The organism is Achromobacter sp. SX5 (assembly GCF_056711425.1).
Window position 1 is genome coordinate 758,382 of sequence record NZ_CM160041.1, and the last position, 21,358, is coordinate 779,739.

Sequence of the window (21,358 nt, forward strand, 5' to 3'; positions counted from 1 at the left end):
ACGCATGATGTTGGACGGTTTTCTTGTGGGTCAGGCTAAAGGGCGGATGGGGCGGGACACCAGCGCCAGCGTGCGCAGCGCGGGGTCCTGGGTCATGACGGCGAGCACCGGCGCATCGGTCTGCGCGCAGGCTTCGCCGGCCACGGCCAGCGTGAGCAGGTGCGCGGCCGCGCCGGTATGGCCGCAGGCCGCGCCGACGGACAGGCAGTCCTGGTTCGGGTCCAGCCTGGGAAACAGCGCGCCGGCCAGGCCCGCGGTTTCCAGCGGGCGGCTGCCGCGATGGTCGGCGTCGCTGACCAGCGCGGCGATCGCGTCCGCGGACTGTTCCTGCCGTTCCAGGAAGCGGGCGGCCAGTTCGGCCAGCGCCGGCTCGGCGGCGGCGCCGCGCGCATCGGCTTCGGTGGCGCGGCGCGCCGACGGCGACAGCGTCAACGTGAAAGCGTCGGCCGGCAGTTCGCGCGGCGGCGCGGCGTCAGGCGCGACGGGCGCAAGGTCCAGCAACAGGCCGGCGGCCGCTTCGCCCGGCACGCGGCCTTGCGGATTGGCGGTGTCGACCAGCCGGCCCGCGGTGTCCCAGGCCTGCACCACGCCGGCGTCTATATAAGAGTCCGCCGCGGCCACCAGGCGCAGCGCGGCGCGCGCCGGGTCGGGCGATTCCTGCGCGAGCCGGCGCAGCAGCGCGTCGCCGGCCAGCGCGTCCTGCGCCTCGTGCGTGCGCGCTTCGAGGCGTCCGGCCGGCCACACGGCCGCGTCGCGGGCGCGGTCCGCCGCATGCGCGCGCGCGGCCTGCGGCCAATCGGCGGGCAGGAGCAGCTCCAGCTGCAGCCGCGGCCAGTCTTCGTCGCGCTGCGGCGTGCCGTTGTCCAGCACGTGGGCGCGGGCTTCCTGCGACAGCGTTTCGACCACTTCGCACAGCAGCTCGGCGGCGCGCAGGCAGTCGTCGCCCGGCCTGCCCGCGGGGCCGGCCGCGGCGCTCGCGGCTTCGCGCAGCGCATCGATGTCGAGATGGGCGGCGCGGCCGCTGAATACCGGAAAGCCTTTCGCGTTCTTCAGCGCGGGGTCCAGTTCGGGACGCTGCTGCCTGGACAGCGCGGCGTGGATGGCGGCCGGATCGGCGCCGGGGGCCGCGCGCGCCGTGCCGGCCAGCGCGGTCAGGCGCACAAGCGCGGGAGGCGGCGGAGCCTGCGTTTCGTCGGCGGCCGCGGCGGGGGCGGGCGCGGCCCTGGCCTCGCGGCGCGCGCGGACCACGCGGGCGCCGGCCCAGCCGGCGGCGAGCAGCGCCAGCGGCAGCGCGAACAGGTACAGGCCGATGTCCACGCCCGTGGGCAGCGTGTGCGACTCCTGCCACCAGATGATGACGGCGAGCCAGACGAGGCCGAAGACGAGGGCGGCCAGCAGGCCGGTTTTGAGGATGCGGCTCATGGGCGTTCTATCGGATAGGCGTGGCGGACCGGCCGGATCATTGCGCGGCTCCGTTGCCGCGCCGCATGACGCCGGGGCGGCGCAGCTCGGTGTGGCCGAAGTCCATCATCTTCCAGCGTCCGCCCCAGGTCAGGCCGACGCGCTCGGCGGTCTCGCCGAACAATTCATAGCCACGCATGGCCCAGGGATCTTTCTCCGACACCACCACCTTGCCGTCGCGCAGGAAAGCGCTGTCGGCGGCCAGGCCGAACTGGTGATAGCTCTGGTAGGCGCCGGCGTTGGTCACGTGCGCGCCCATGCCGGCCAGCTGCGTCTGGCGCTCGGGGCTGCGATAGCCTTCGATCAGCACCATCTCGTAGCCGTGCTCCTCGCGCATGACGCGGTACGCGGCCAACAGGCGCTGGCGGTAGTCGGCGTCCAGCAGGTTCCAGTCGCGGCTGGCGCCGCCCAGATTGGGACGCACCAGTTCCACTTCGCGCGTGGTGAAGGCTTCGGGCGGCAGCGGCGGCGGCGGCACCAGTCTTTCGCCGGTCAGCAGGGCCTGGATGCGAGGGTCCGGGCCGGCCATCCGATCATCGTAAACAAATGTGTGATTGTGTCGCATGACGAAAGCAAAAAGCGACGGAAACAGCACCACGGCCAGCCCGATGGCGATATGCCAGCGATAGGCCGAGAACGCGCCGCCGGCCTTGCCGAAGCCTGCGCGCACCGCCTGCGCCGAGCCGCCGACGACCACGCCCGCCTGGCCGGCGCCGCGCGCCATTTTGCGGCGTACGCCCTGGGCGAACGCGCGCGCACCGCGCGTCGCAGCCTCCCGCAGGGGCGGGAAGACGAGCAGCGCGGACACGCCGATGGCCAGCACGAAATATAGGGGCAGTAGGAGCAGCAAAGAGGTGCCTCAGTTACGAAGGCGTAATCTTTTGTTCTATTTGGGATTCAGGCAAGCGCCTGGGCGTTGCAAAACGCGTCTGTGGCTAAGAACTCGTAACAAGAATCGATGATCGAAAACATGTCATCGGGTATTCTCGAACGCCTTGGTTACGGGAGGGCGCTGGCTTCCCTGAAAACACGGGACTTCGCATGGCAGAAGACGAAAAAAGATCGCGATCACCGACCTCCGTTCCTAGTTTGCTTGCAGGGCGCGCATCGTCTGCGGATGATGGCGGGTCGTCGCGCATTCTTGCCGCGCTCGAAGGCCGCGTGCCGGACGCCGAGGTCAAGCATCTCGCGCCCAGGCGCCGTTCGCGCGCGCCGCTGCTGTTGCTGTCGCTGCTTGTGGCGGGCGCCGTGGGCGCAGGCCTGTATGCCGTGTTCGATGTGGCCGAGCCGCCCGTGGTGGCGCTGGCCGACGCGCCCAGCGCGCGGGTCGTGCCGGTCGCGCCGGATGTCCCCGCGGCGCCCGCCGCCAGTCCCGCCGAGGCCGAGGCGCCGCCGGCCGCGGCCGCCATCATCGACGATCATCCCCTGGCGCAGTTGACGCGCCAGGACGACGACGCCCGTGTTGCGCAAAACCCGCTTTCGGCGCTGGCGGTCACCGCCGCGCCGCCGCCGCCGCAGGCCGCGCTGTCTGCGCCCAAGGATGCCGGGCCCACGGTGCGGCGCGCGCAGCATGCCGCGAACGCCGCCGGCCCGCAGCCGGCACCGCGCGCCAAGCAGCCGCAGAGCAAGGATTCCGACGCGGCGCTGCTGGCCACGCTGATGTCTTACGGGCTGCCTCCCGCTTCGCCGCCCGGCACCAAGGTCTACAAGAGCGACGGCATCTTCGTGCGCGAACTGCCCGGTTCGCCGCTGCCGGCGCGCCTGGAGCAATGCCGCAAGCTGGGGTTCCTGGAAAGCGAGCAATGCCGGCTGCGGGTCTGCGCGGGCCATTGGGGCACTGCGCCCGAGTGCCCCAATCCGCAAGCCAACATCGAGCCCTGAGCCCCTGGAAAAAGGTTTTTACCCGTAATGGATCCGATCGCGACCGCTGGCCTGTTCAGTTCCGACGCCCGCCTCTACAGCCTGGAAGGCGAGGGCGCGCTCGCGTCGCTGCAGGTGGAAGGCTGGATCGGTCGCGAAGCCCTGTCCGGCGTGGCGCAGATGCGCATCGTGGTGTTGGCGGACGACGCCGGCCTGTCCCTGCAGGACATGATCGCGCGCCCGGTCACGTTGTGGACCACGCGCGCCGACGGCAGCCGCGCCGGCCGCAGCGGCGTGGTGCGCGAAGCCGAACTGCTGTCCGGCGACGCCGGCCTGGCGCGCTACCGCCTGACCGTGGTGCCGTGGCTATGGCTGGCCACGCAGCGGCGCACCAGCCGCATCTTCGAATCCACCGCCGTGCTGGACATCGTGCGCCACGTGCTGGCGGAATACGAAGGCTATGTCTACCGCGTCGCGCCCGACGTGGCGCCCGCGCTGGCGGACCTGGCGCCGCGCCCCTACGTGACGCAATACCGCGAGACCGACTACGCATTCCTCAGCCGCCTGCTGGCCGAGGCCGGCCTGGGCTGGACGGTGGTGGAAGACGCCGAGGCGCCCGCCAGGCATGCGCTGCTGATATTTGCCGACAGCCGCGGCCTGCAGGAAGACGCGGAGTCGGCCGGCGGCGGCGTGCGCTTCCATCGCGCCGCGGCCACCGAATCGCGCGACACCGTGCAGGCGCTGGCGCGCCGGCGCCGCCGAGTGCCCGACCGCATCACCGTCCTGGGCTGGCACGACAGCGCCAAGCGCGCCGTGGCGGCCGAGGCGCTGGTCAACCCGGCCGGCGGCGCGGACGAGGCGGCCGGCCTGGAATGGTATGAGCCCGTGGGCCACGGCGGCTTCGCCGACGAGGCCCAGGCCCGGCGCCAGGCCACCCTGGCCATGGAGGCCGTGCGCGCCAGCGCCGAGACCTTCGTCGGCCGCGGCGGCGTGCGCACCTTCCGCTCGGGCACGCGGTTCACGCTGCAGGCCATGTCGTCGCTGGGGCCGGCCGACGAGGAAGGGTTCGAGCCGGTGTTCGCGCTGGACCGCGTCGAACACGTGGGCATCAACAACCTGCCGCCCGAGACACGCGCCTCGCTGGCGCAGCGCCTGGGCGGGCTGGAGGCGCACCTGTCGCTGGACGAAGACGCGCCGCTGCCGCCGGGCGGCGCGACGCCGGCGGACGCCGCGTCGTCGGCCGGCGCCGAAGTCCTGGCCCAGGCGCGCGAGATCGGCTACGCCAACCGCTTCGAAGCCGTGCGCTGCGACCGTCCGTGGCGCCCCGAGCTGCCGCAGGCGCGCGGAGCGCGCCTGAGCGGCGCGCCCTCGGTGCATGGCGTGCATACCGCCGTGGTGACGGACGCCGACGGCGGCGCCCGGCCCAAGGCGCAGGACGAGATCCTGCGCAACAAGCGCGGCGACGTGCGCGTGCGCTTTCACTGGCAGGGCGAAGCGAAGGAGGGCGAGGCCCGCAGCCGCTGGGTCCGCGTGGCGCAGCGCCAGTCCGGCGCCGGCATGGGCATCAGCTTCGTGCCGCGCATCGGGCAGGAAGTGCTGGTGCGCTTCCTGGACGACGACGTGGACCAGCCCATCGTGGTGGGCGCGCTCTACAACGGCCGCGGCGAAGGCGGCACGCCGGCCACGCCCGGCGGACGCCAGGGCGGCGAGGTCGACATGCAGGTCTATGCCGCCGCGCGCGACGGCATGCCCAGCGCCCAGGCCAACCTGGCCGGCGGCAACGCGCCCGCCTGGCACGGCGCCGGCGCCGGCGATGAAAACCATCGCAACGCCGCGGCGCTCTCGGGCTTCAAGAGCAAGGAATTCGGCGGCTCCGGCTACAACCAGATCGTCTTCGACGACACCGACGGCCAGCTGCGCATGCAGATCAAGAGCAGCCAGGCGGCCAGCGAACTCAACCTGGGCCACCTGATCCACCAGGCCGGCAATTACCGCGGCGGCCTGCGCGGCCTGGGCGCGGAACTGCGCAGCGACGCCTACGGCGCCGTGCGCGGCGGCGCCGGCGTGCTGCTCAGCACCTACGCCGCTTCGGGCGGCGGCGCCGGCCCGGTGGGCGACGCCGCCGGCCTGCAGGCGCTGGCCGGCCAGACCGACCAGATGGCGCGCTCGCTGGACAGCGTGCTCGGCGCCCACCAGGGCCTGCGCCTGGCGGCCGCGATCGGCACCAAGGGCCCGGAATCCAGCACGCTGGACGACGGCAAAGCGCCCCTGGCCGCCATGCACCGCAGCGTGTCGGGCACCGTCGCCGGCGACAGTCTGGACGGCGCGCGCGGCGACGCCGCGGCCAAGCACACCGAAGCCGCGGCCGGCAAAGTGCCGCACCCCACCGATCCCGTGGTGCTGATGGCGGCCCGCGCCGGGCTGGCGCAGGTCGCCGGCCAGCATCTGCAATACACCGCCGGCGAAGCCGTGCACTGGTCCTCCGGCAAGGACCAGAACCTGGCCGTGATGGGCGCGCTGCGCCTGCATACCGGCCAGGGCCTGGGCATCGTCGCCGGGCTGCAGCAGGGCGGGGCCGACTCCGGACTGGACCTGATCTCCGCCACCGGCGACGTGCAGGTGCAGGCCCAGCACGACACGCTCAGCGTAAAGGCGCAGCAGGACATCCGGATAGGCAGCGCCCAGACCTTCGTCGAGTGGGCCGCGCCCAAGCGCATCCGCATCGCGACCGCGGCCGGGGCCAGCATCGTGCTCGAAGGCGGCAACATCACGGTGACGGCGCCGGGGAAGATCGATGTGAAGACGGGGAACAAGCAGTTCGCCGGCCCGGACCGCATGCCTTACGCCTTCCCGCAATTCACCGTCTGCAAGCAATGCGTGCTGGATGCGCAGGATGGCGTGCAGTCCATCACGGACAAGGCATGAGGCGGGTCGAGGCATGACGGATTGGAAAGCCCTGCTTGGCGGCATGCTGCGCCAGGCCGAAACGCTCTCGGCCGAAACGGGCGTGATGGTCAACGCCTACCTGCTGGTCGATTTTCGTGGCCGCGCGGAGTTGGCCGAACCCGTGCGCGCCAGCGCCGACCTCAGCTACGGTTCGGTCTGGCTGGGCACCGAACTGGCCGTTTACGGCGAAATCCAGCCCCTGCTGATCGAAGTCGACGATCTGACGCGTTCCGAGCTGAGGCTCGATACGGAGGCTACGCGCGGCTCCGAACTGCTGCGCCTGCTGCGCAGGCTGCACGAGACGGACGGCGGAAAGTTCGCGGTGACGTACATCCTGTCGCCCCTGCCCCTGCCCGAACTGATGGCGCATTGCGCCTATTTCGGCGACTACAGCCTGCCGGACGGCCGCGAGTATTACCTGCACTTCTACGACAGCCGCATTCTGGACAGGGCGTTCCTGGTGTGGAGCGACGCAGAACGTGAGCGGTTCCTGGCGCCCTTGAGTCGCTTGCGTTACTTGCGGCGCGATGGCTCCGTCGCGCAATGGAGCGGCCCGGGCGCGGTCCGCGCAAGCGCGGCCGGCCTGCCGCGTCCGCATGCCTTCAGCCTGGCGCAGCATCAAGCCTTGCTCGATCTCGATTATCCGGACAAGCTGGCCCAGCAGATCCGACGAATCTACCTGGGCGTGCTGGGCAGCGATATGCGGCAGGATGAGCTGCATGCGCGCGTGCTCGAGCAGATGGCGCGGGCGCGCGCCTATGGCGTGGAGACCGAGCGCGACATGCTGGACTATGTGGCGTGGGGAATCACCATTTCCCCGCGTTTCGATGAACACGAGGCGATTCAGCCGGCGTTGCGCGCGTTCAAGGGCCGCGGCCCGGGCCTGTCGCAAGCATTGGCGGACGTGCCTGACGCGGTGTGGGACAGCCTGCCGCGGGCGGAGGAGAAAGATGCGTAAAAGCGTGATTGTCTTGTTGCTTTGGCTGGGAATGCTGGTGGGCTGCAATGGCGAGCCCAGCTATGGAGGGCTGTCCTTTATTACGTACAACTACACGCCTTGGGATTTGGACTGGATTCGGATCACGGACCGCGAGGGGAACTTTGCTGCAACGGGTTCTATTGGAGCTGGCGGTGGGGAGGGATCGGTGAGCTGCTGCTACAAGCTGAAAGGCACCGATTTCAAGGTGCGATGGACAGGAGGTGACGGGGAGGAACTCAGAAAGCACATGTACGATGGCAAGTTCGACGAGGTGATGTTCAACAAAGAAACGCCTGTGCACTTTCCCCCTTCGGCCATCCCGGCCGGAGACGGTCCGCTTTATCTCGAACTGCACATCTATCCGGACGAGCACATGGAAATCGCGCTTAGCCGGAAGCTGCTCGGCCAGGTTCGCATCCCCATCGTCGACGCCACCCGCTGGCTGTATTCACAGCATCGCGATGCGCTGCAGGATTTCCGGAGTAGCGCCGAGGTCAGGCGTGTCTTGGCCAAAGTAGCCAAGACGGCCTGGATCAAGTACCGCATCGAGGACAAGCAGGACATGCGGCAATATATGTACCTGTACTTCACGGTTGCATCGAATTTCGACGCTGATCCGGAGATCGCCGCGGTGTTGGCGAAGCCAGAACGCAAGCCGGGTGATTTCGCGAAGGCGGTGGAGTCCATGTCCGAAGAAAAAATCGCCAAGCTGAAGGCGACAGGTACGGCCCCTGGAGACAAGAATGGCTGACATGGAACCCGGCGGATTGCCGTCGGTTGATCGCACGCCGGCCTCCGTACTCAAGAAGATGGCGGAGAACGAAGCCGCTTATCCCAGGCAGGACTGCAACGAATGCGGCGCGGTGCTGCGCATCGGATTCTTCTTCGATGGGTTTGGCCGTCACCGGGACTTAGACAGTGAGCATCCCACGTTCTATTCCAATATATGCAGGCTCTGGGAGGCGCATTACGCGCACGACGACGAAGGCATACCGGTGAATCAATATTGGTTCCGCTTCTACTATTCGGGGCTGGGCACCGAGCTGAACGAGGACGCGAAGCGCGACAATTTCATCTACGCCGCGACGGTAGCCGGCAGGAAGATGGTCAGCGAGACGGCCAAGCACGCGAAAAACGCGGCCATGAACATTACGCGGCTCGACGAGATCCCTGAGCACGACGTAATGAAGCGGGCGAAAGGCGCCACGCAGAAAGCGATCAAGGACGGCTCGTTCCAGCCCATGGTAAAGGCCTACAAGGACGTCGTGAAAGACGTCAAGACGCTGCCTGACAAGGTCGTCCGGATCTGGAATGCGTGGGATCCGGAGCGCATGGCCGACCGCGCAAAAGGCACCGTCCGGGGATTCTGGAGCGGATTCAAGAAGAATCCCCTGAAGGCCGCGTGGACAGCGGGCAAGGAAATCGTCAAGTCCACCGCGCTGGAAGGCGTTCCGGTCGTACGCGACAACGAGACCGTGGCTTACTACCTGGGCACGGGTGTGGACGAGCGCGTGGACGCGGCGCTGCGCCAACTCAAGGCGGCCCACGAGGCTGTAAGCGCCGATATGAACAATGTGCGGCGGATAGAGATTTCGGTGTTCGGCGGCGACCGGGGCGGCGTCATCGCCCGTCAGTTCGTCAACGACGTTGTCAAGAAGTACCGTCGCCGGCATGACAGGGATCTGGTCTTTCCCGGGCAGAACGGCGCGCGCGGCGCGGAGATCCAGATACGCTTCCTGGGCCTGCTGGATTCGGTGGCGTCCATCATGGACGAGAACGCCTTCCTCGAGTTCGTTCCATTTATGGATCTGCTCAAGCAAACGCATAAGGACCGTACGCTGACCGTGCCAGGCGCTGTCGGGAAATGCATTCATTTCGCCGCCGCGCACGAACTGCGTGCGAATCAGCGCCTGGACAGCCTGGAGAAGACCCGTGGGGAACAATACCTCTATCCCGGATCCAGCGGCGACGTGATGGGCGTCAGTCCCGAGGGCTCGCTGGGCTCGCGCACGGAACTGTCGCGAGTGCCGCTGCGGGACATGCTGAATGCCGCATTGTCGAATGGCGTGGGCATGTACAGCATGGAGCAGTTGTTTGACAAGCGTCTCCCAACTCACGCCAAGTTCTCATTGGCTGCCCAGATCAAGGACGGAGGACAAAGCTACTACATCACCGATCTGGTCGAGGCCTATCGCGGAGTCGTGAAGTACGAGCCCGGCGTCGACTTCATGCCGCACATGGAAGTATTCCTGCGCTGGCTCGCGGTGCGGTACCAGGATCCGGTGTTCAAGGAGGACTTATCCGATCCGGCCGAAAAGTGGATACAGGACCGGGACTTCTTTACACCTGAGACAGCCTACAACGAAGAGTTCCGTCGCGTCATGGATCTGCCTCCGGAAGAGCGGAAAAAGCCGGAGAACACGGCTCGCCTGAATGAACTGAAGGCGCTGAAGGAAGAGCGCTGGAACCGCGCGGTCGCCAGCCGCGGCGAACGGCCGCCGCAGCGCTTCAAGCCACTATGGAAGCGCCTGGAAGACGAATATCGTGAACTCGATAAAGAGGTGCGGGATGAGGCTCGGCGCAGGGAGGAATACTGGCGAGCCGATCCCGTCCGGGCAAACGCCTTGGAGAACTGGGGATGGGACCCGCAGAAGATGCACAACGATGTGATAACGCGAAACGGCGGTGAACCGACGGAAGCGGACACACCGAAAGATCTCCTCGCCGAAATGAAGGCCAAGCGTGCCATGCAGCGGCGCCTGCTCGAGGTCTGGCGCGAGGCGAGCGAGGGAAAGAATCCTCTGCCTCCCAAGGTCATGGCGCTGTTCGATTTCCTCGTGCATGACGCCATGCTGAGCAGCTGGCCCGATCACCTGCTGGCCAGCACGTCGATGTATTTCCGGGTGCGTGAAAAGGACATATTCGGCAAGACCAATTTCAAGGCCGAGGAAGCCGATCTGAAATTGCAGAAGGAGGTGGCGTCGCGGGTCGACGAAATGAACGCCAAACTGGCCGGTTCCGTCCCGGTTCGCCCCTAGGGCCTGTGCATGGCTCCTTTTAGTGTGAACAGGCCCTAGTCGCCTGTGGGACAGGACACGGGTTCCTCAGGAATCGCGGTCTGGTTATTCGATCGGTTGAGGATTGCATGACGCTGAAACGTGGCTGGGCCTGGATTGCCCTCATCTCCGTCGTGGCGGCCGCGTTTTTGGGTCCGCCGGCCTACCGCTGGGCCTACACGGCGCTGTTGCCGCCGTTGCTGTTGTGCGAGGCCCGCAATGACACCGATGCCGACATTGCCTACCGGCTGGAGGACGCATCGGGCGCATTTCCGGGCGATTGGACCGCAAGGGCTTCCGGGGCGCCGCTGGGCCCGCTCGATCCTGGCTGCCTTTATGGGCCGGACAGCCGCCGCAAGCCGGTCGAGTTGCGATGGGGGGCGGCGGACGGCCAGGGGAATGGCTTTCCGCATAGCGCGAAATTGAAAGTCCCGCGCCCGAATGACGCGGCGGTGCTGCTGCTGCGTTTCACGGCGCCGGACCAGGTGCAAGCCCGGTTCGCCACCGCCGCCGAAATGCCCGAGCCCATGGCGGTGCCGGAGTCCGTGTGGAACAGCGGCGAGTGGGTGCGCCCGTAATCGACGAAATGAACCGGGAGCATGCCGATGCGCAAACGCCTGATAGCCGGGCTGACATGCCTGGGATTGCTCGTTGCGTGCAACGGCGAGCCCAGCTACGGAGGACTGTCCTTCATTACGTACAACTACACGCCCTGGGATTTGGATAGGATCCAGATCACGGACAGCGAGGGAAACTCGGCTGTAACGGTCTCGATTGGCGTGGGTGGCGGAGAGGGCTCGGTGAGTTGCTGCTACCGCCTGAAAGGCACCGATTTCAAGGTGCGATGGAGAGGCATGGATGGAGAGGAAGCCATAAGGCACTTGGACGATGGCACGTTGGACGAGGTGGTTTTCAATAAGGAAACACCTGTGCACTTCCCCTCTTCGGCCATCCCAGCCGGAGACGGTCCGCTTTATCTCGAACTGCACATTTACCCGGACGAGCACATGGAAATCGCGCTCAGCCGCAAGCTGCTCGGACAGGTTCGCATTCCCATCGTCGATACCACCCGCTGGCTGTATACACAGCATCGCGATGTTCTGCAGAATTATCGGGACATTGACGAAGTCCTGCGTGTCCTGGCCAAGGTGGCCAAGACGGCCTGGATCAAATACCGCATCGAGGACAAGCAGGACATGCGGCAATACATGTACCTGTATTTCACGGTTGCGTCGAATTTCGACGCCGATCCGGAGATCGCGGCGGTGTTGGCCAAACCAGAACGCAAGCCGGGTGATTTCGCCAAGGCGGTGGGCTCCATGTCCGAAGAGAAGATCGCCAGGCTGAAGGCGACGGGCACGGCCCCCGGCGACAAGAATGGCTGAAGTTCCATGGCATCCATAGGAATGGCGGTGTGCGGGCTGGTGTTGCGTGCTCGTGTCCGGCGCGTCGTGTAGGTTGCGCTTGCTGCGGGCCGCAGCCGCTAAAATCTCCCCATGCTTCCTCCTCAAGTCGCCGTCGCTTTACTCGTCCTGTTGCTCGCCGTCGTGGTGCCGCTATGCGCGGTGGCGATCCAGCTTATCCGTTTCATCCATTGGTTCGCGTGGGCGGACAAGGGCGCGCGCGGCGAACGCCCGCATTTCACGGGGCCGGTCCTGGCCCTCTTCTTCAGCACGCTGGCCGCCAGCGATTTCATGGGCTTCGAGCCTTTCCTGACGCTGTCGGCGCTCAATCCCGTGCCGATGGAGTACCGCGCCTATCTCATGGTCGCGATGCTGGCCTTGTCGGTGTCGTGCTGGGCCTATGGGCGGTCGATCCGCGACCGCGTGCTGCGCCTGGGCCGGCCCGGCAAGGCCGGGCAGGGCTGAAGGCGCTTACTGCCTGGCGGCCTGGATCTCGATCGTGACGGCGTTCGAGCGCAGGCCGTTGGCTTCCACGTAGACCTCGTAGACGGCTTCGCGCTGCGGCAGCCCCGCGGCCGCGGCGACGTCGGTGCTGAACTGCGTGCCGACGCTGACGCCGGCATCGATGGGCGTGTCGCGCGGCGGGACCGAGCCCGGCGCGATGTCGACGTCCATGCCGCGCGGCTGGGGCCGCTTGCGCTGGTAGGCGATGCCGCGATAGATCTTGCCCGTGGCCTTGTCGGTCGCGACGACGGCGGGCGGCGGCATGTTGGTGGAGACGGGGATGATGCCGCGGGCGCAGACCGGCACGACGAGCTTGTCCGCCGCCCGGAGGCTGACCCGGCTGGGGCCGGCCAGGTGCAGCTGAGGCTCGCTGTCGTCGCGGTTGGCGGGCATGCAGGCATGTTCTCGGGTCGTGCCCACGGGGGCGGTCGCGAAGGCGGGGGGATCGATCCAGTCGGTAGTCATGGGCGGGGGCGGCGAGGCGGCGCCGGAAGGCGCGTACGCGAGCGCGAGGGCGGCGGCCGCGCACAGCGCGGCCAGCAGCGGGCGCCGGCGCGGCGCGCGGTTAGAAGGAATACCAGCCATCTGAGAAGTCTACTTTGCGCACGGCCTTGGCGCAGGCCGGGCAGAAACGTATCGGGGCGCCGCTGATGCCGAACATGACGCAGGAGCCCGACTCGTACGCGTAGTCCTCGACATTGGCCAGCTTGCGCAGGCCGTAGTGGCAATGGCGGCCGTGGGAGGAATAGAAGTAGGGGCCGGGCTCGAGTTGCGAGTCGTCGTCGCCGTAGCCGTTGGCCTGCGCCCAGGCGGGTCCGCCGGGCACCATGTAGAGCAGGTGGCCGATCTCGTGCACCAGCGTCTGCTGGCGTCCGGCCGGGTCGGCGGGGTCCCACGGGGTGCGCGCCGCGACGCACAGCAGGTTGGTGCCGGGGAAGGCCACGCCGGTGGCCGCCGAGTCCATCAACTGCACGTTGAGGTGGATCTTGCCCAGCGTGCGTTGCGGCGTCAGGCCGTCGACGATCACGCCCACGCCGCGGCATTGCTCGGGCACGCCCTGTTTTTCAGGCACGGGGAAGACGCGATCCGGCGGGATGGGAATGCGGCGGCGCTGGCCCGACGCGTCGGTGTATTCGAAGGTGGCGTCCAGGAACCAGGGGTCGTTGTCGATGCCGTGCCAGAGGTAGTGCACGGCGCCGTCGCCGCCGACCAGCGGCACGTAGACCTTGAGTTCGCCGGGGCCGGCGTAGGCGTCGCGGTAGATGGTGTGCTGCGGGGCCTTGAAGGCCAGGCGTTCGACGTGGCAGACGACGATGGTGTAGGGCTCGTGGTTCGGTCCTTCGGACTGGTCGTAGACCGCCCGGGCGTGGCCTTTCAGAACGTCGGCGTCGGCCTGGTCGACGTCGTAGTTCGCCTGCCCGCGGCCCTGCCGCGGCGGCAGGTGGGCCACGTCGATGCCGTGGCGGCGGTATTCGGCCACGGCGGCGCTGTTGTCCTGCGCCCGCGCCATCGGGTCCGGACCCGGCAGGACCAGCTCCTGGATGTACAGGCGGCGGGCCGTTTCCACGGTTTCGGTGGCGATGCGCTGGTTGCGCGCGTCGCGCACCTCGAAGGTGTAGGTATTGAGGCCGGCGGCCGGCAGCGCGATGTCGTCCACGACCTTGGTGCCGTCCGGGTCCGTCTGGTACTGGAAGGTCTTGCCCTCGGGGCCGCGGTAGGCGGCGTGGCGGCCTTTTTCGGCCTGGGTGTAGGCGATGTTGTCCTTGCCGGCGATGACCTTGATGCTGAACTTGTGCACGTCCGCCTTGCTGAACTTGACCCGTATCCTGGGCCTGGCGGTCTGGCGGTCCTCGCTGATGAGCACGGCGCCGTCGTTCCAGAATTCGTCCTCTTCGGCGAAGTTGACGAACTGCAGGTGCGCGCCGGTGCGGCCGCGGTAGGTGGTGAGCGCGTTGGAGACGGCCGGTTCGCCGCCGGCGTCCTGGGCGGGCGCGCCGCTGGGGACGCCGGCCGGCGCGGCGCCCGGCGTGCCCGCGCCCTGGGCCGCGCCGTCCGGCAGCATGCCCGCCATCTGCAGCACTTTGGCCACGGGCGAGGGCAGCATGTCGGGGGAGAAGCCGGGCGTGCGCAGCACGGTGGCGGCCACCGCCGGCATGCCCGAGCCGCTGACGGCCGGCGACTGCAGCACCGCGGCCGCCACGGCCGGCAACGCGGAGGTGTCCAGACTGGGCGCGCGCATGATGGCCCCGGCGACCGCGGGCAGACCGTATTGCCCGGCGCGGGTCGAGCCCAGCAGGCCGTTGACCGCGGCGCCTATCGCCGCATTGCGGTCGCCGCTGGCGGTCAGGGCCTGCGCCATGGCGGGGTTGACGAAATCGCCGATCCGGCCGGCCGCGTCGCCGGCGGCCGCCAGCATGCCGGCCGCGCCGGACAGCATGCCGCCGCCGGCGGCGGAAGCGCTATTGCCGGCCGTTGCGCCGGGCCCGGCCATCAAGGAGGGAGTGGCGGTGTCGACGGTCGAACGCGCCAGCGCGCCGGCCTGTTCCGCGGCGCGGGTCATCACCGTTGCGCCGGCCTGTTTCGCGCCGTCGATCGCCGAAGCCGCGGCGTTGGCGGCGTCCATGGCCGATTGCGCGGCGCCGGAAGCCAGTTCGCCGGCCTGCCCGGCAAGCGCGGACGCCCGGCCCGCCAACCCGGTGTCGGCGGCGGAAGCGGGAATCGCGCCGCCGCCCGGCGCGGCGGGGGCGGCCGCCGCGCCGACATCCGCGGCCGCCGAGCCGGCCTGCGCCGGTGTCTGCGCCTGCGCCAGCGCCTTGGCCTTGGGCCGGTGCACCAGTTCGGCGCTGACGATCATGGGGTCGCCGACCTGGGTCGACGGCAGCGCCGGCAGCGCGGCCGCGTCGCTGGCCGGGCCGATCAGGTTGTGCGAGGCGCCCTTGACCGAGAACATGCCCGGGCCCTTGAACACGATGTCGCCGCCGTCCATGACGATGCTGGCGCCCGCCGCCTGCAGGGTGATGCGCTGGTTCGCCAGGATCTCGATGCCTTCGGTGCTGGACGTGACGGTGATGTCCTGGCCGGCCAGCATTTCCAGCATGTCGGTGTGCGCGTGCAGCGACACGGGCGCGTTGGCCGCGACGGCGCGGATGCCGCCGTCCTGCACGAACAGGCTGGTCGACCGGCCCGAGGCGCTGGCGAAGGTCTGGCGCGCGGCGACGTGGCCGTCGGCCTGCGTGGTGACGTGCAGGTTTTCGCTTGCGTGCAGGATGGCGGAGGCGGGCGTGGACAGGTTGAGCGAGTTCGGCGCGTCGATCAGCATGCGCGCGCCGTCGATGCGTTCCACCGGTTCGGCGCCGGTCCGTTCGCCGCCGCTGGCCTTGATCGCCTGCTGGCCACCCACGCTGTCCGGATAGCGGCCGTCGGCCTTGGGGTCGATGGCCTGGATCTGCGCGTCGTATTGATCGGTGGCCGCCAGCGCGCGCGCCTGGCGCCGCGCGGCGGCATCGTTGATGCGTTGCGCGGCATGCTGCGCGCCGCGCATCAGGGTTAGCGCCTCGCGCGCGTCGGCCTGGGTGGAGCGGGCGTCCTCGCGCGCGGTGGCCGAGAGCAGCATGCCCTGGCCGGAGCGCAGCACGGTCCAGGCATCCGAGCGCAGTTCGAAGCCGGTGCCGCGCCATGCGCCGCGGCTGGACGCCTCGGGCGCCTGCTCGACCAGATGGCCCAGGCCCAGCTGCGATGCGGCGGTCGAGCTGGACAGGCGCGTGCGGCCTTGCCCCGCGGTGTCGTCGAACAGCCACTGGTTGTGGCCCTGGCCATCCAGGCCCCGGCTGTGCCAGCCGCTGATCGTGCCGGGGTGGTTGGCCTCGGCGTCCACGCCGGCGGACCAGGGCGGCAGGTCGGCATCGTTGTAGAGCTGCGCCGCGACCACGGGCTGGTCGATGTCGCCGTCCAGGAATTCCACCACCACTTCGGTGCCCTTGCGCGGCAGGTGATGCGCGCCCCAGTTGGGGCCGGCCTGCGCGCCGGCCACGCGCAGCCAGGCGCCGGAGCTGTGGTCGCCCGGCGCGTTGCCTGCTTCGTCGCCGTGGCTGCGGTGGGGCAGGCCGCCGGCCAGCGGACGCCGTCCGCGCTGCCACGGAAACTGCACCTTGATGCGCAGGTCGCGGCCGGACGAAATGGCTTCGTCCTGGGCCGTCACGACAATGGCGGTCACGCCTTCGGGGGCGGTGGGCTTGGCGATCCAGGGCGGCGCCAGCGCGGCGGCGGCGGGCTGGGCGCTGAAGCTGTTGCGATACGTGCCGCGCTCCAGGTCGGCCGCGCCCAGCGCCTGGGCGGCCTGGCTGCCCAGGTTGTTGGCGGCTTCGTGCAGCACGTGCAGCAGCGTGTAGCGGTTGCCGCCCAGTTCGTCCACGGCCTGGCCCGAGCCCTCGGCGTAGCGGTCGTGCTGCGTCAGCGTGAAGTCGTGGCCCGGCGCCATCTGGCGCGCGGTGCCGGCGCCGTCGAAGCGCACCATGCGCGCCTCGTGGGCCTGCAGGCTGAGGGCGGCCTGCTGTTCGACGCCCGCGTCGTCGGCGTAGCGGCCGTGGCCGTCATAGTCGTAGTCTTCCAGCGGCGGCAGCGCGCCCGCGTCCAGGCCGGACTGGGCGTGTGCGCCGTGCGCGACCAACTTGCGCTCGTTCCAGGCCACGCGCGTGACCGCGTTGGGCTGGATGGCGCGCGCCGCGCCGAAGCGCGTGACGCTGTCTTGGGTTTCGGTCGCGTCGCTGCGGTGAAAGCGCAGCGTGGGCGCGGGATTGGCCGGATGCGCGGCGCGCGCGTCGAACACCACCAGCCGGTGCTGCGCGCCGCCGCCGGCGCCGTCCTGTTTCTCTTCCTGCTGATGATCGAAGCGAAAACTCAGGCCGGCCTCGGCCATCAGGCGCAGCACGAAGTCCAGGTCGGTTTCGCGGTACTGGGTGCGCACCGGGCGCGCGGGCGGCGGATCGGCGATCTCGAACGCGAACGAGGCCAGCGGATAGTCGGCGAAGATCTCGCTCAGGATGTCGGTGACCGTCTTGTCCTGGTAGAGAAAGCTGTCGCGGCGCAGCCGCAGCGTGGCCAGCCAGGGCGCGGCGTGCAGCCGGTAGCGCGCCAGGCCGCCGTCGGCGCCCAGCGCATCCACGCCTTCGACCACCGCGTGCCACAGGCGCCGCGAGCCGTCGGCCAGCAGCAGGCCGACGCTGATCTCCTTGCCCAGCAGCGGCTCCATGTCCAGCTCGGCCGAAGGCGCCAGGCAGTCCAGGGTCAGGGCGTACAGTTCGGACACGCCTTCGCGCAGCTGCATGCGTTCGACGGTGAGCGCGTCGCCCAGCGGCGTGCGCACCTGCAGCATGCGGGCGTTCTGCGACAGCGAGGCGACATCCAGGCGGCTGAAACCCGCCGGCGTGGAGGAGCGTTCGGTCATGGCGGACCTTCAGGGCAGCGAGATGGTCAGGTGGGCCGCGCGCGGTCCCAGCTTGACGATGTCGTGATACGGCGCCATGGCGGTTTGCATGTCGGCGTTCAGGAAGTGGCTCATGCCCAGGTAGGCCAGCAGGCCCAGCAGCGCGAACAGGGCGCCGATGCTCCACAGCGGCACGTCGCGCTTGAGGGTGTGGGCGATCTTGTCGGGCAGCGGCCAGTGCGGCGCGAAGCCGGCGCGCTTGCCGCGCAGCAGCGCGATCTCGTCGCCCAGGCGCGCGGTCAGGTAGCCGAGTTTCTCCTGGCCTTCGATCATGTACTTGCCCTGGAAGCCCAGCAGCAGGCACATGTAGAACACTTCCAGCGATTGCAGGCGCGGCGCGCCCTGGGCGCGCAGGTCTTCCAGGCGCGCGAAGAAGTTCTCGCCCGCCAGCTGTTCGCCGAACAGGGTCAGCTGCAGCGGCTGCAGCATCCAGGCGTCGCGGATCGCGAAGCGCGAGTTCAGCACGGTCTCGTCGACCGCGGCGCAGAAGGCGTACTTGGTCGCGTAGACGTCCTCGGCCGGGATGTCCATTTTCTTGGCGCTGCGCTCGAAGTCGGCCAGGAACTGCTGCACCCGCGCCGAGAACGACGCGGCGCTGGCCGGCTCCTGCCCGCTCTTGAGCAGGAACAGCATCAGGAAGCCGTCGTACAGCAGGTCCAGCAGCGACTTGGCCGGGCGGGTTCCGTAGAACTCGGCGGCTCGGGCGGGCAGCGATGCTCCGGGCATCAGGGAAGGAGAGTCGGCGGTCATGGCGGGCTCTTGCGGTAGGCGTCGGTTAGCGGGTGACGGCGATCAGGTCCAGCTTCAGGTCGGGGATGCCGGACGGGGCGTAGATGGCGATGCTGCGCGCCTGCAGCATGCGGTCGTACAGCGAGCCGCGCGTCTGCAAGGTGAAATAGCAGGCGCCCGGCTTGACCGGCACGGCAGGCGGCACCTGCGGCGTGTAAACCAGCTGCACGCCCGGCATGGCCGAGAGCACCAGCTTTTCCACGTCGTCGGGCGCGCCGACCTTGAAGCGCAGCGGCACGGTTTCGGCCAGTTCGCTGGCCGGCGTGGCGGCCGAGACCGACAGATAGAGCGCGGTGGTCTCGTCGAGCTTGTCGGAATCGAGGCGGCCCACGTGGAACGACGGGCGCAGTTCTTCCAGCACGATGGAGAAGTAGCGGGTCGAGATGACGGTGTCGAGCAGGTCGCGCAGGATTTCGTCCAGCCGCGCGAAGGCCGCGCCGGGCTGGTCGTGGCGGTACGCGGGCAGGTCGGCCAGCGTGTGCACCTTGGAGAAGGTCATCAGCGCGCCGGCCAGGCGCAGCATTTCCTGGAACAGGCGCTCCGGATGCAGCTGCGGGTTGTGGAACAGGTGCGAGAGCGCCGCGTAGGCTTCGTTGGCCGTGTGCAGCAGCCAGAAAGAGGCCACGTCGCCGGAGCGGAACTCGATGATGTTCTTGTTGGGCTCGCGGTGAAAGCCGTAGAGCGCGTTGACCTTGGCCTGCAGCGCGTCCAGCAGGCGGCGCAGCTGCTCGAAGAGCGCGCCGCAGGCCTGGACCGTGAGGCTGGGGGCGATGAAGCCCGTGTCCAGTTCATAGCCGGCGCTGGCGGTGCGGCGCACGCGCGCCACCGGGATCGTCAGCAGCGCGTCGCGCGGCTCGTGCTCCGACAGCAGGCGCACATTCTTGCGCAGGAACGCCAGCTCGGCGGTGCTGGCGTTGGTGTAGAGGTCGGGCGCGGGGCTGTCCTGGTGCGCGTAGCGCGCGTCGAAGCCCTGGCCCTGCTGCGCATCGCGGTAGTTGCCGCCGATGTCCTTCATCGGATGCAGCGCTAGGTAGAACACGGCCGAACTGGCGCCGTCCAGGCCGTCCAGCGCGACGGCGGGCGGCAGGTCGTCGTTGTGCGGGGCGCTGTAGATCTCGCCGTCGGGAAAGATGGCCGAGAGCTCGGTGGCCCGGAGCATGCCGTTGGCCAGCGCCGCGGCGTCGAAGCGCGCGGCGCGCAGGCCCCAGGAATAGGGATGCAGCGCGCGGCTCATCTCCGCGAGGCGGGCTTCGTGGTAGGCGTCCTGTCTTTGAAAATGCTGGGGCCGCAGGAACAGCCCCTCACCCCATAGGATCTTCGCGGAATGGCTCACGTTTTCTGGCTCTTGTTCATATTATTGGAGACGGCGGACCGACCGGGGCGCTCAGCCCGGACATTGCACCGAGCCCAGCCGCGCCGGGTCGAAGTCGGGCACGCCCGGCGGCAGGGTCATCTTGCCGGTCACGACGGTCAGCGCGCAGGCATGTGCGCCCATGACGATGCCGGTGTCCTCGGCGGATTCCACTTCGAACACGTATTTCCAGCGTTGCGGCGCGGGCGCATAAAACAGGCCCGCGACCGCGATATAGGTGGCGTTTTTCGGCACCTTTTCGAGGTGTTCGTAACGCTGTCCCGGTGTCAGAGTGACCTCGCGCGAGGCGATGACGCTTTCTCCAAGCGCCGACTTTTCGGCGTCAGTATCAACCAATTGCGTGAGCGGTGCGCGCTGAAATGCCTCTGCGTTCTTCAAATAGTATATTTTCGTAACCACGGCCATCGACTGGCCGCTGCTCGAGTTCAAATTTTCTCCGGCGTGTATCGCCAATTTCACTTCGACGGGCGCGTTCGGGTCTTTTTTCAGGCCCGCCATATCCATTACGCCGCCGGTCATTCCCGCCACCGCTCCAATCGCTGAAACCGCTGCACAGCCGCTGATTACGGGGCTTGCGACGATCATGGCCAGCGCCGCCACGCGCCGTGAAAAATAGAGATGTTTTGACATGGCTCTTTATACCGGAAGCCTGCGACAACATACAGATCGCTGCACGTTAGCCGACGTTTCGTTGTGAGTTACATGAAGTAATTCTCTGTAGTGTGGCGCTAACAAAAGGTTGTTGAAATACGCGGCCTTGGTTACACCCACCTACAAGCCAGAAAAATGCACATATCCAGGGTTCTCCTTATCAGCGCCATGTTGGCTTTCGCGACCGGCTGCGCGACCTCGTCCAAACCGCCGACCGAGGCCGAATACAAACAGTCGATGACGCACGCCACCGAGACGCTGGCCAACAAGGGCAACGACCAGGCGGTCGCCGAATTCCAGGAGATCGCGCTGCGCAATCCGTCGCGCGGCGAGCCGTGGTCCTATATCGCGAAGATCCGTTTCGACGAGCAGCGCTACGGCGAGGCCATCGTCGCGGCCGACGAGGCGCTGAACCGGGAACCCGAGGATTTCACCGCCAAGACCGTGCGCGCCGTGGGCGGGCTGCGGGTGGCGATGCAGTCGCTGGCCGACCTGCGCGCCGACGCACTGCTGGCCGGCAACGCCAAGACCGACGCGGTGGCGCTGGCCGCCGCCATGCGCGAAACCCTGGGCCAGGACGTGTTGTTCCCCGAAGGCTACAAGCCGCCGCGCCGCCAGCCGCGCCGCAATGACGCGCAGCGCGCCGCGCCGGCCGCCGCCGTCGCGCCCGCGGCCGCGCAGTCGGCGGCCGTGCCCGCCAAGCCGGTGGCCAGCCCCGCTACCAATACAGCAGCCAGCCCGGCGCCGACGCCGGCCCCGGCCCCGGCGCCCGCTCCTGCGGGCCGGGCGCCGGACCCGTTCGGCAATCTCCTCAAACCCTGATCGGGCATCCGGCCCCGTCACTATGCACTTCGC

At 68.6% G+C, this 21,358-nt stretch carries 16 protein-coding genes; 9 read left to right on the forward strand and 7 right to left on the reverse strand.

All coding sequences use genetic code 11. The features are described from left to right. Nucleotides 1-30: 30 nt before the first annotated feature. Both AC1M14_RS03555 and AC1M14_RS03560 read right to left on the reverse strand, forming a co-directional pair. Nucleotides 31-1,422: a hypothetical protein gene (locus tag AC1M14_RS03555; RefSeq protein ID WP_479731001.1), complete on the reverse strand. Its 1,392-nt coding sequence runs from the start codon at nt 1,420-1,422 to the stop codon at nt 31-33. Nucleotides 1,423-1,459: 37 nt separating this feature from the next. After that, nucleotides 1,460-2,311 (reverse strand): M15 family metallopeptidase, encoded by an 852-nt coding sequence (locus AC1M14_RS03560; RefSeq protein WP_479731002.1) that lies wholly within the window; start codon nt 2,309-2,311, stop codon nt 1,460-1,462. A gap of 311 nt (nt 2,312-2,622) precedes the next feature. Between AC1M14_RS03560 and AC1M14_RS03565 the strand changes: the two genes are divergently transcribed. The 8 genes from AC1M14_RS03565 to AC1M14_RS03600 all read left to right on the forward strand — a co-directional run bounded on the left by AC1M14_RS03565 (nt 2,623) and on the right by AC1M14_RS03600 (nt 12,170). Continuing rightward, nucleotides 2,623-3,342: a hypothetical protein gene (locus AC1M14_RS03565; protein WP_479731003.1), complete on the forward strand. Its 720-nt coding sequence runs from the start codon at nt 2,623-2,625 to the stop codon at nt 3,340-3,342. Nucleotides 3,343-3,369: 27 nt separating this feature from the next. Next, on the forward strand, nt 3,370-6,246 hold the full coding sequence (locus AC1M14_RS03570) for a type VI secretion system Vgr family protein (RefSeq protein WP_479731004.1): 2,877 nt from the start codon (nt 3,370-3,372) through the stop codon (nt 6,244-6,246). 13 nt (nt 6,247-6,259) lie between these two features. Continuing rightward, nucleotides 6,260-7,225, forward strand: coding sequence for a DUF4123 domain-containing protein (locus AC1M14_RS03575; RefSeq protein WP_102774079.1), 966 nt, complete (start codon nt 6,260-6,262; stop codon nt 7,223-7,225). Then, a complete protein-coding gene (locus AC1M14_RS03580) occupies nt 7,218-7,997 on the forward strand; it encodes a DUF3304 domain-containing protein (protein ID WP_479731005.1) in 780 nt (259 codons plus the stop codon). Before AC1M14_RS03575 ends, AC1M14_RS03580 begins: the two co-directional genes overlap by 8 nt. Then, nucleotides 7,990-10,284 carry a DUF2235 domain-containing protein gene (locus AC1M14_RS03585; RefSeq protein WP_479731006.1) on the forward strand — a complete coding sequence of 765 codons (2,295 nt, stop codon included), beginning with the start codon at nt 7,990-7,992 and terminating at the stop codon, nt 10,282-10,284. Before AC1M14_RS03580 ends, AC1M14_RS03585 begins: the two co-directional genes overlap by 8 nt. 107 nt (nt 10,285-10,391) lie before the next feature. Further along, nucleotides 10,392-10,880: a hypothetical protein gene (locus AC1M14_RS03590; protein ID WP_479731007.1), complete on the forward strand. Its 489-nt coding sequence runs from the start codon at nt 10,392-10,394 to the stop codon at nt 10,878-10,880. 27 nt (nt 10,881-10,907) lie between these two features. Further along, nucleotides 10,908-11,687: a DUF3304 domain-containing protein gene (locus tag AC1M14_RS03595; protein ID WP_479731008.1), complete on the forward strand. Its 780-nt coding sequence runs from the start codon at nt 10,908-10,910 to the stop codon at nt 11,685-11,687. Nucleotides 11,688-11,798: 111 nt separating this feature from the next. Further along, nucleotides 11,799-12,170, forward strand: coding sequence for a hypothetical protein (locus AC1M14_RS03600; RefSeq protein WP_111825885.1), 372 nt, complete (start codon nt 11,799-11,801; stop codon nt 12,168-12,170). Nucleotides 12,171-12,176: 6 nt separating this feature from the next. Here AC1M14_RS03600 and AC1M14_RS03605 read toward each other — a convergent pair whose 3' ends face one another. The 5 genes from AC1M14_RS03605 to tssJ are packed head-to-tail and all read right to left on the reverse strand — an operon-like array spanning nt 12,177 to nt 20,482. Then, entirely contained in the window at nt 12,177-12,794 is a 618-nt protein-coding gene (locus tag AC1M14_RS03605; RefSeq protein WP_247747550.1) for a hypothetical protein, read from the reverse strand. Further along, nucleotides 12,775-17,652, reverse strand: a complete 4,878-nt coding sequence (locus AC1M14_RS03610; protein WP_479731009.1) for a type VI secretion system Vgr family protein — start codon at nt 17,650-17,652, stop codon at nt 12,775-12,777. The genes AC1M14_RS03605 and AC1M14_RS03610 overlap by 20 nt, the downstream gene beginning before the upstream one ends. Nucleotides 17,653-17,661: 9 nt before the next feature. Next, nucleotides 17,662-18,417: a type IVB secretion system protein IcmH/DotU gene (gene icmH, locus AC1M14_RS03615; protein ID WP_247747573.1), complete on the reverse strand. Its 756-nt coding sequence runs from the start codon at nt 18,415-18,417 to the stop codon at nt 17,662-17,664. A 49-nt stretch (nt 18,418-18,466) separates the two neighbouring features. Continuing rightward, entirely contained in the window at nt 18,467-19,813 is a 1,347-nt protein-coding gene (tssK, locus tag AC1M14_RS03620) for a type VI secretion system baseplate subunit TssK (RefSeq protein ID WP_102774073.1), read from the reverse strand. A gap of 51 nt (nt 19,814-19,864) precedes the next feature. Then, nucleotides 19,865-20,482 (reverse strand): type VI secretion system lipoprotein TssJ, encoded by a 618-nt coding sequence (gene tssJ / locus AC1M14_RS03625; protein ID WP_246842458.1) that lies wholly within the window; start codon nt 20,480-20,482, stop codon nt 19,865-19,867. A gap of 189 nt (nt 20,483-20,671) precedes the next feature. Between tssJ and AC1M14_RS03630 the strand changes: the two genes are divergently transcribed. After that, on the forward strand, nt 20,672-21,325 hold the full coding sequence (locus AC1M14_RS03630; protein WP_479731010.1) for a tetratricopeptide repeat protein: 654 nt from the start codon (nt 20,672-20,674) through the stop codon (nt 21,323-21,325). Nucleotides 21,326-21,358 lie beyond the last annotated feature (33 nt).

What these genes read in the sequence shown, in the direction of transcription:
- icmH (WP_247747573.1), bottom strand. Translation starts at nt 18,417, where the DNA reads ATGCCCGGAGCATCGCTGCCCGCCCGAGCCGCCGAGTTCTACGGAACC.
- AC1M14_RS03595 (WP_479731008.1), top strand. Translation starts at nt 10,908, where the DNA reads ATGCGCAAACGCCTGATAGCCGGGCTGACATGCCTGGGATTGCTCGTT.
- AC1M14_RS03575 (WP_102774079.1), top strand. Translation starts at nt 6,260, where the DNA reads ATGACGGATTGGAAAGCCCTGCTTGGCGGCATGCTGCGCCAGGCCGAA.
- tssJ (WP_246842458.1), bottom strand. Translation starts at nt 20,482, where the DNA reads ATGTCAAAACATCTCTATTTTTCACGGCGCGTGGCGGCGCTGGCCATG.
- AC1M14_RS03630 (WP_479731010.1), top strand. Translation starts at nt 20,672, where the DNA reads ATGTTGGCTTTCGCGACCGGCTGCGCGACCTCGTCCAAACCGCCGACC.
- AC1M14_RS03580 (WP_479731005.1), top strand. Translation starts at nt 7,218, where the DNA reads ATGCGTAAAAGCGTGATTGTCTTGTTGCTTTGGCTGGGAATGCTGGTG.
- AC1M14_RS03585 (WP_479731006.1), top strand. Translation starts at nt 7,990, where the DNA reads ATGGCTGACATGGAACCCGGCGGATTGCCGTCGGTTGATCGCACGCCG.
- AC1M14_RS03555 (WP_479731001.1), bottom strand. Translation starts at nt 1,422, where the DNA reads ATGAGCCGCATCCTCAAAACCGGCCTGCTGGCCGCCCTCGTCTTCGGC.
- AC1M14_RS03570 (WP_479731004.1), top strand. Translation starts at nt 3,370, where the DNA reads ATGGATCCGATCGCGACCGCTGGCCTGTTCAGTTCCGACGCCCGCCTC.
- AC1M14_RS03610 (WP_479731009.1), bottom strand. Translation starts at nt 17,652, where the DNA reads ATGACCGAACGCTCCTCCACGCCGGCGGGTTTCAGCCGCCTGGATGTC.
- AC1M14_RS03590 (WP_479731007.1), top strand. Translation starts at nt 10,392, where the DNA reads ATGACGCTGAAACGTGGCTGGGCCTGGATTGCCCTCATCTCCGTCGTG.
- AC1M14_RS03600 (WP_111825885.1), top strand. Translation starts at nt 11,799, where the DNA reads ATGCTTCCTCCTCAAGTCGCCGTCGCTTTACTCGTCCTGTTGCTCGCC.
- AC1M14_RS03605 (WP_247747550.1), bottom strand. Translation starts at nt 12,794, where the DNA reads ATGGCTGGTATTCCTTCTAACCGCGCGCCGCGCCGGCGCCCGCTGCTG.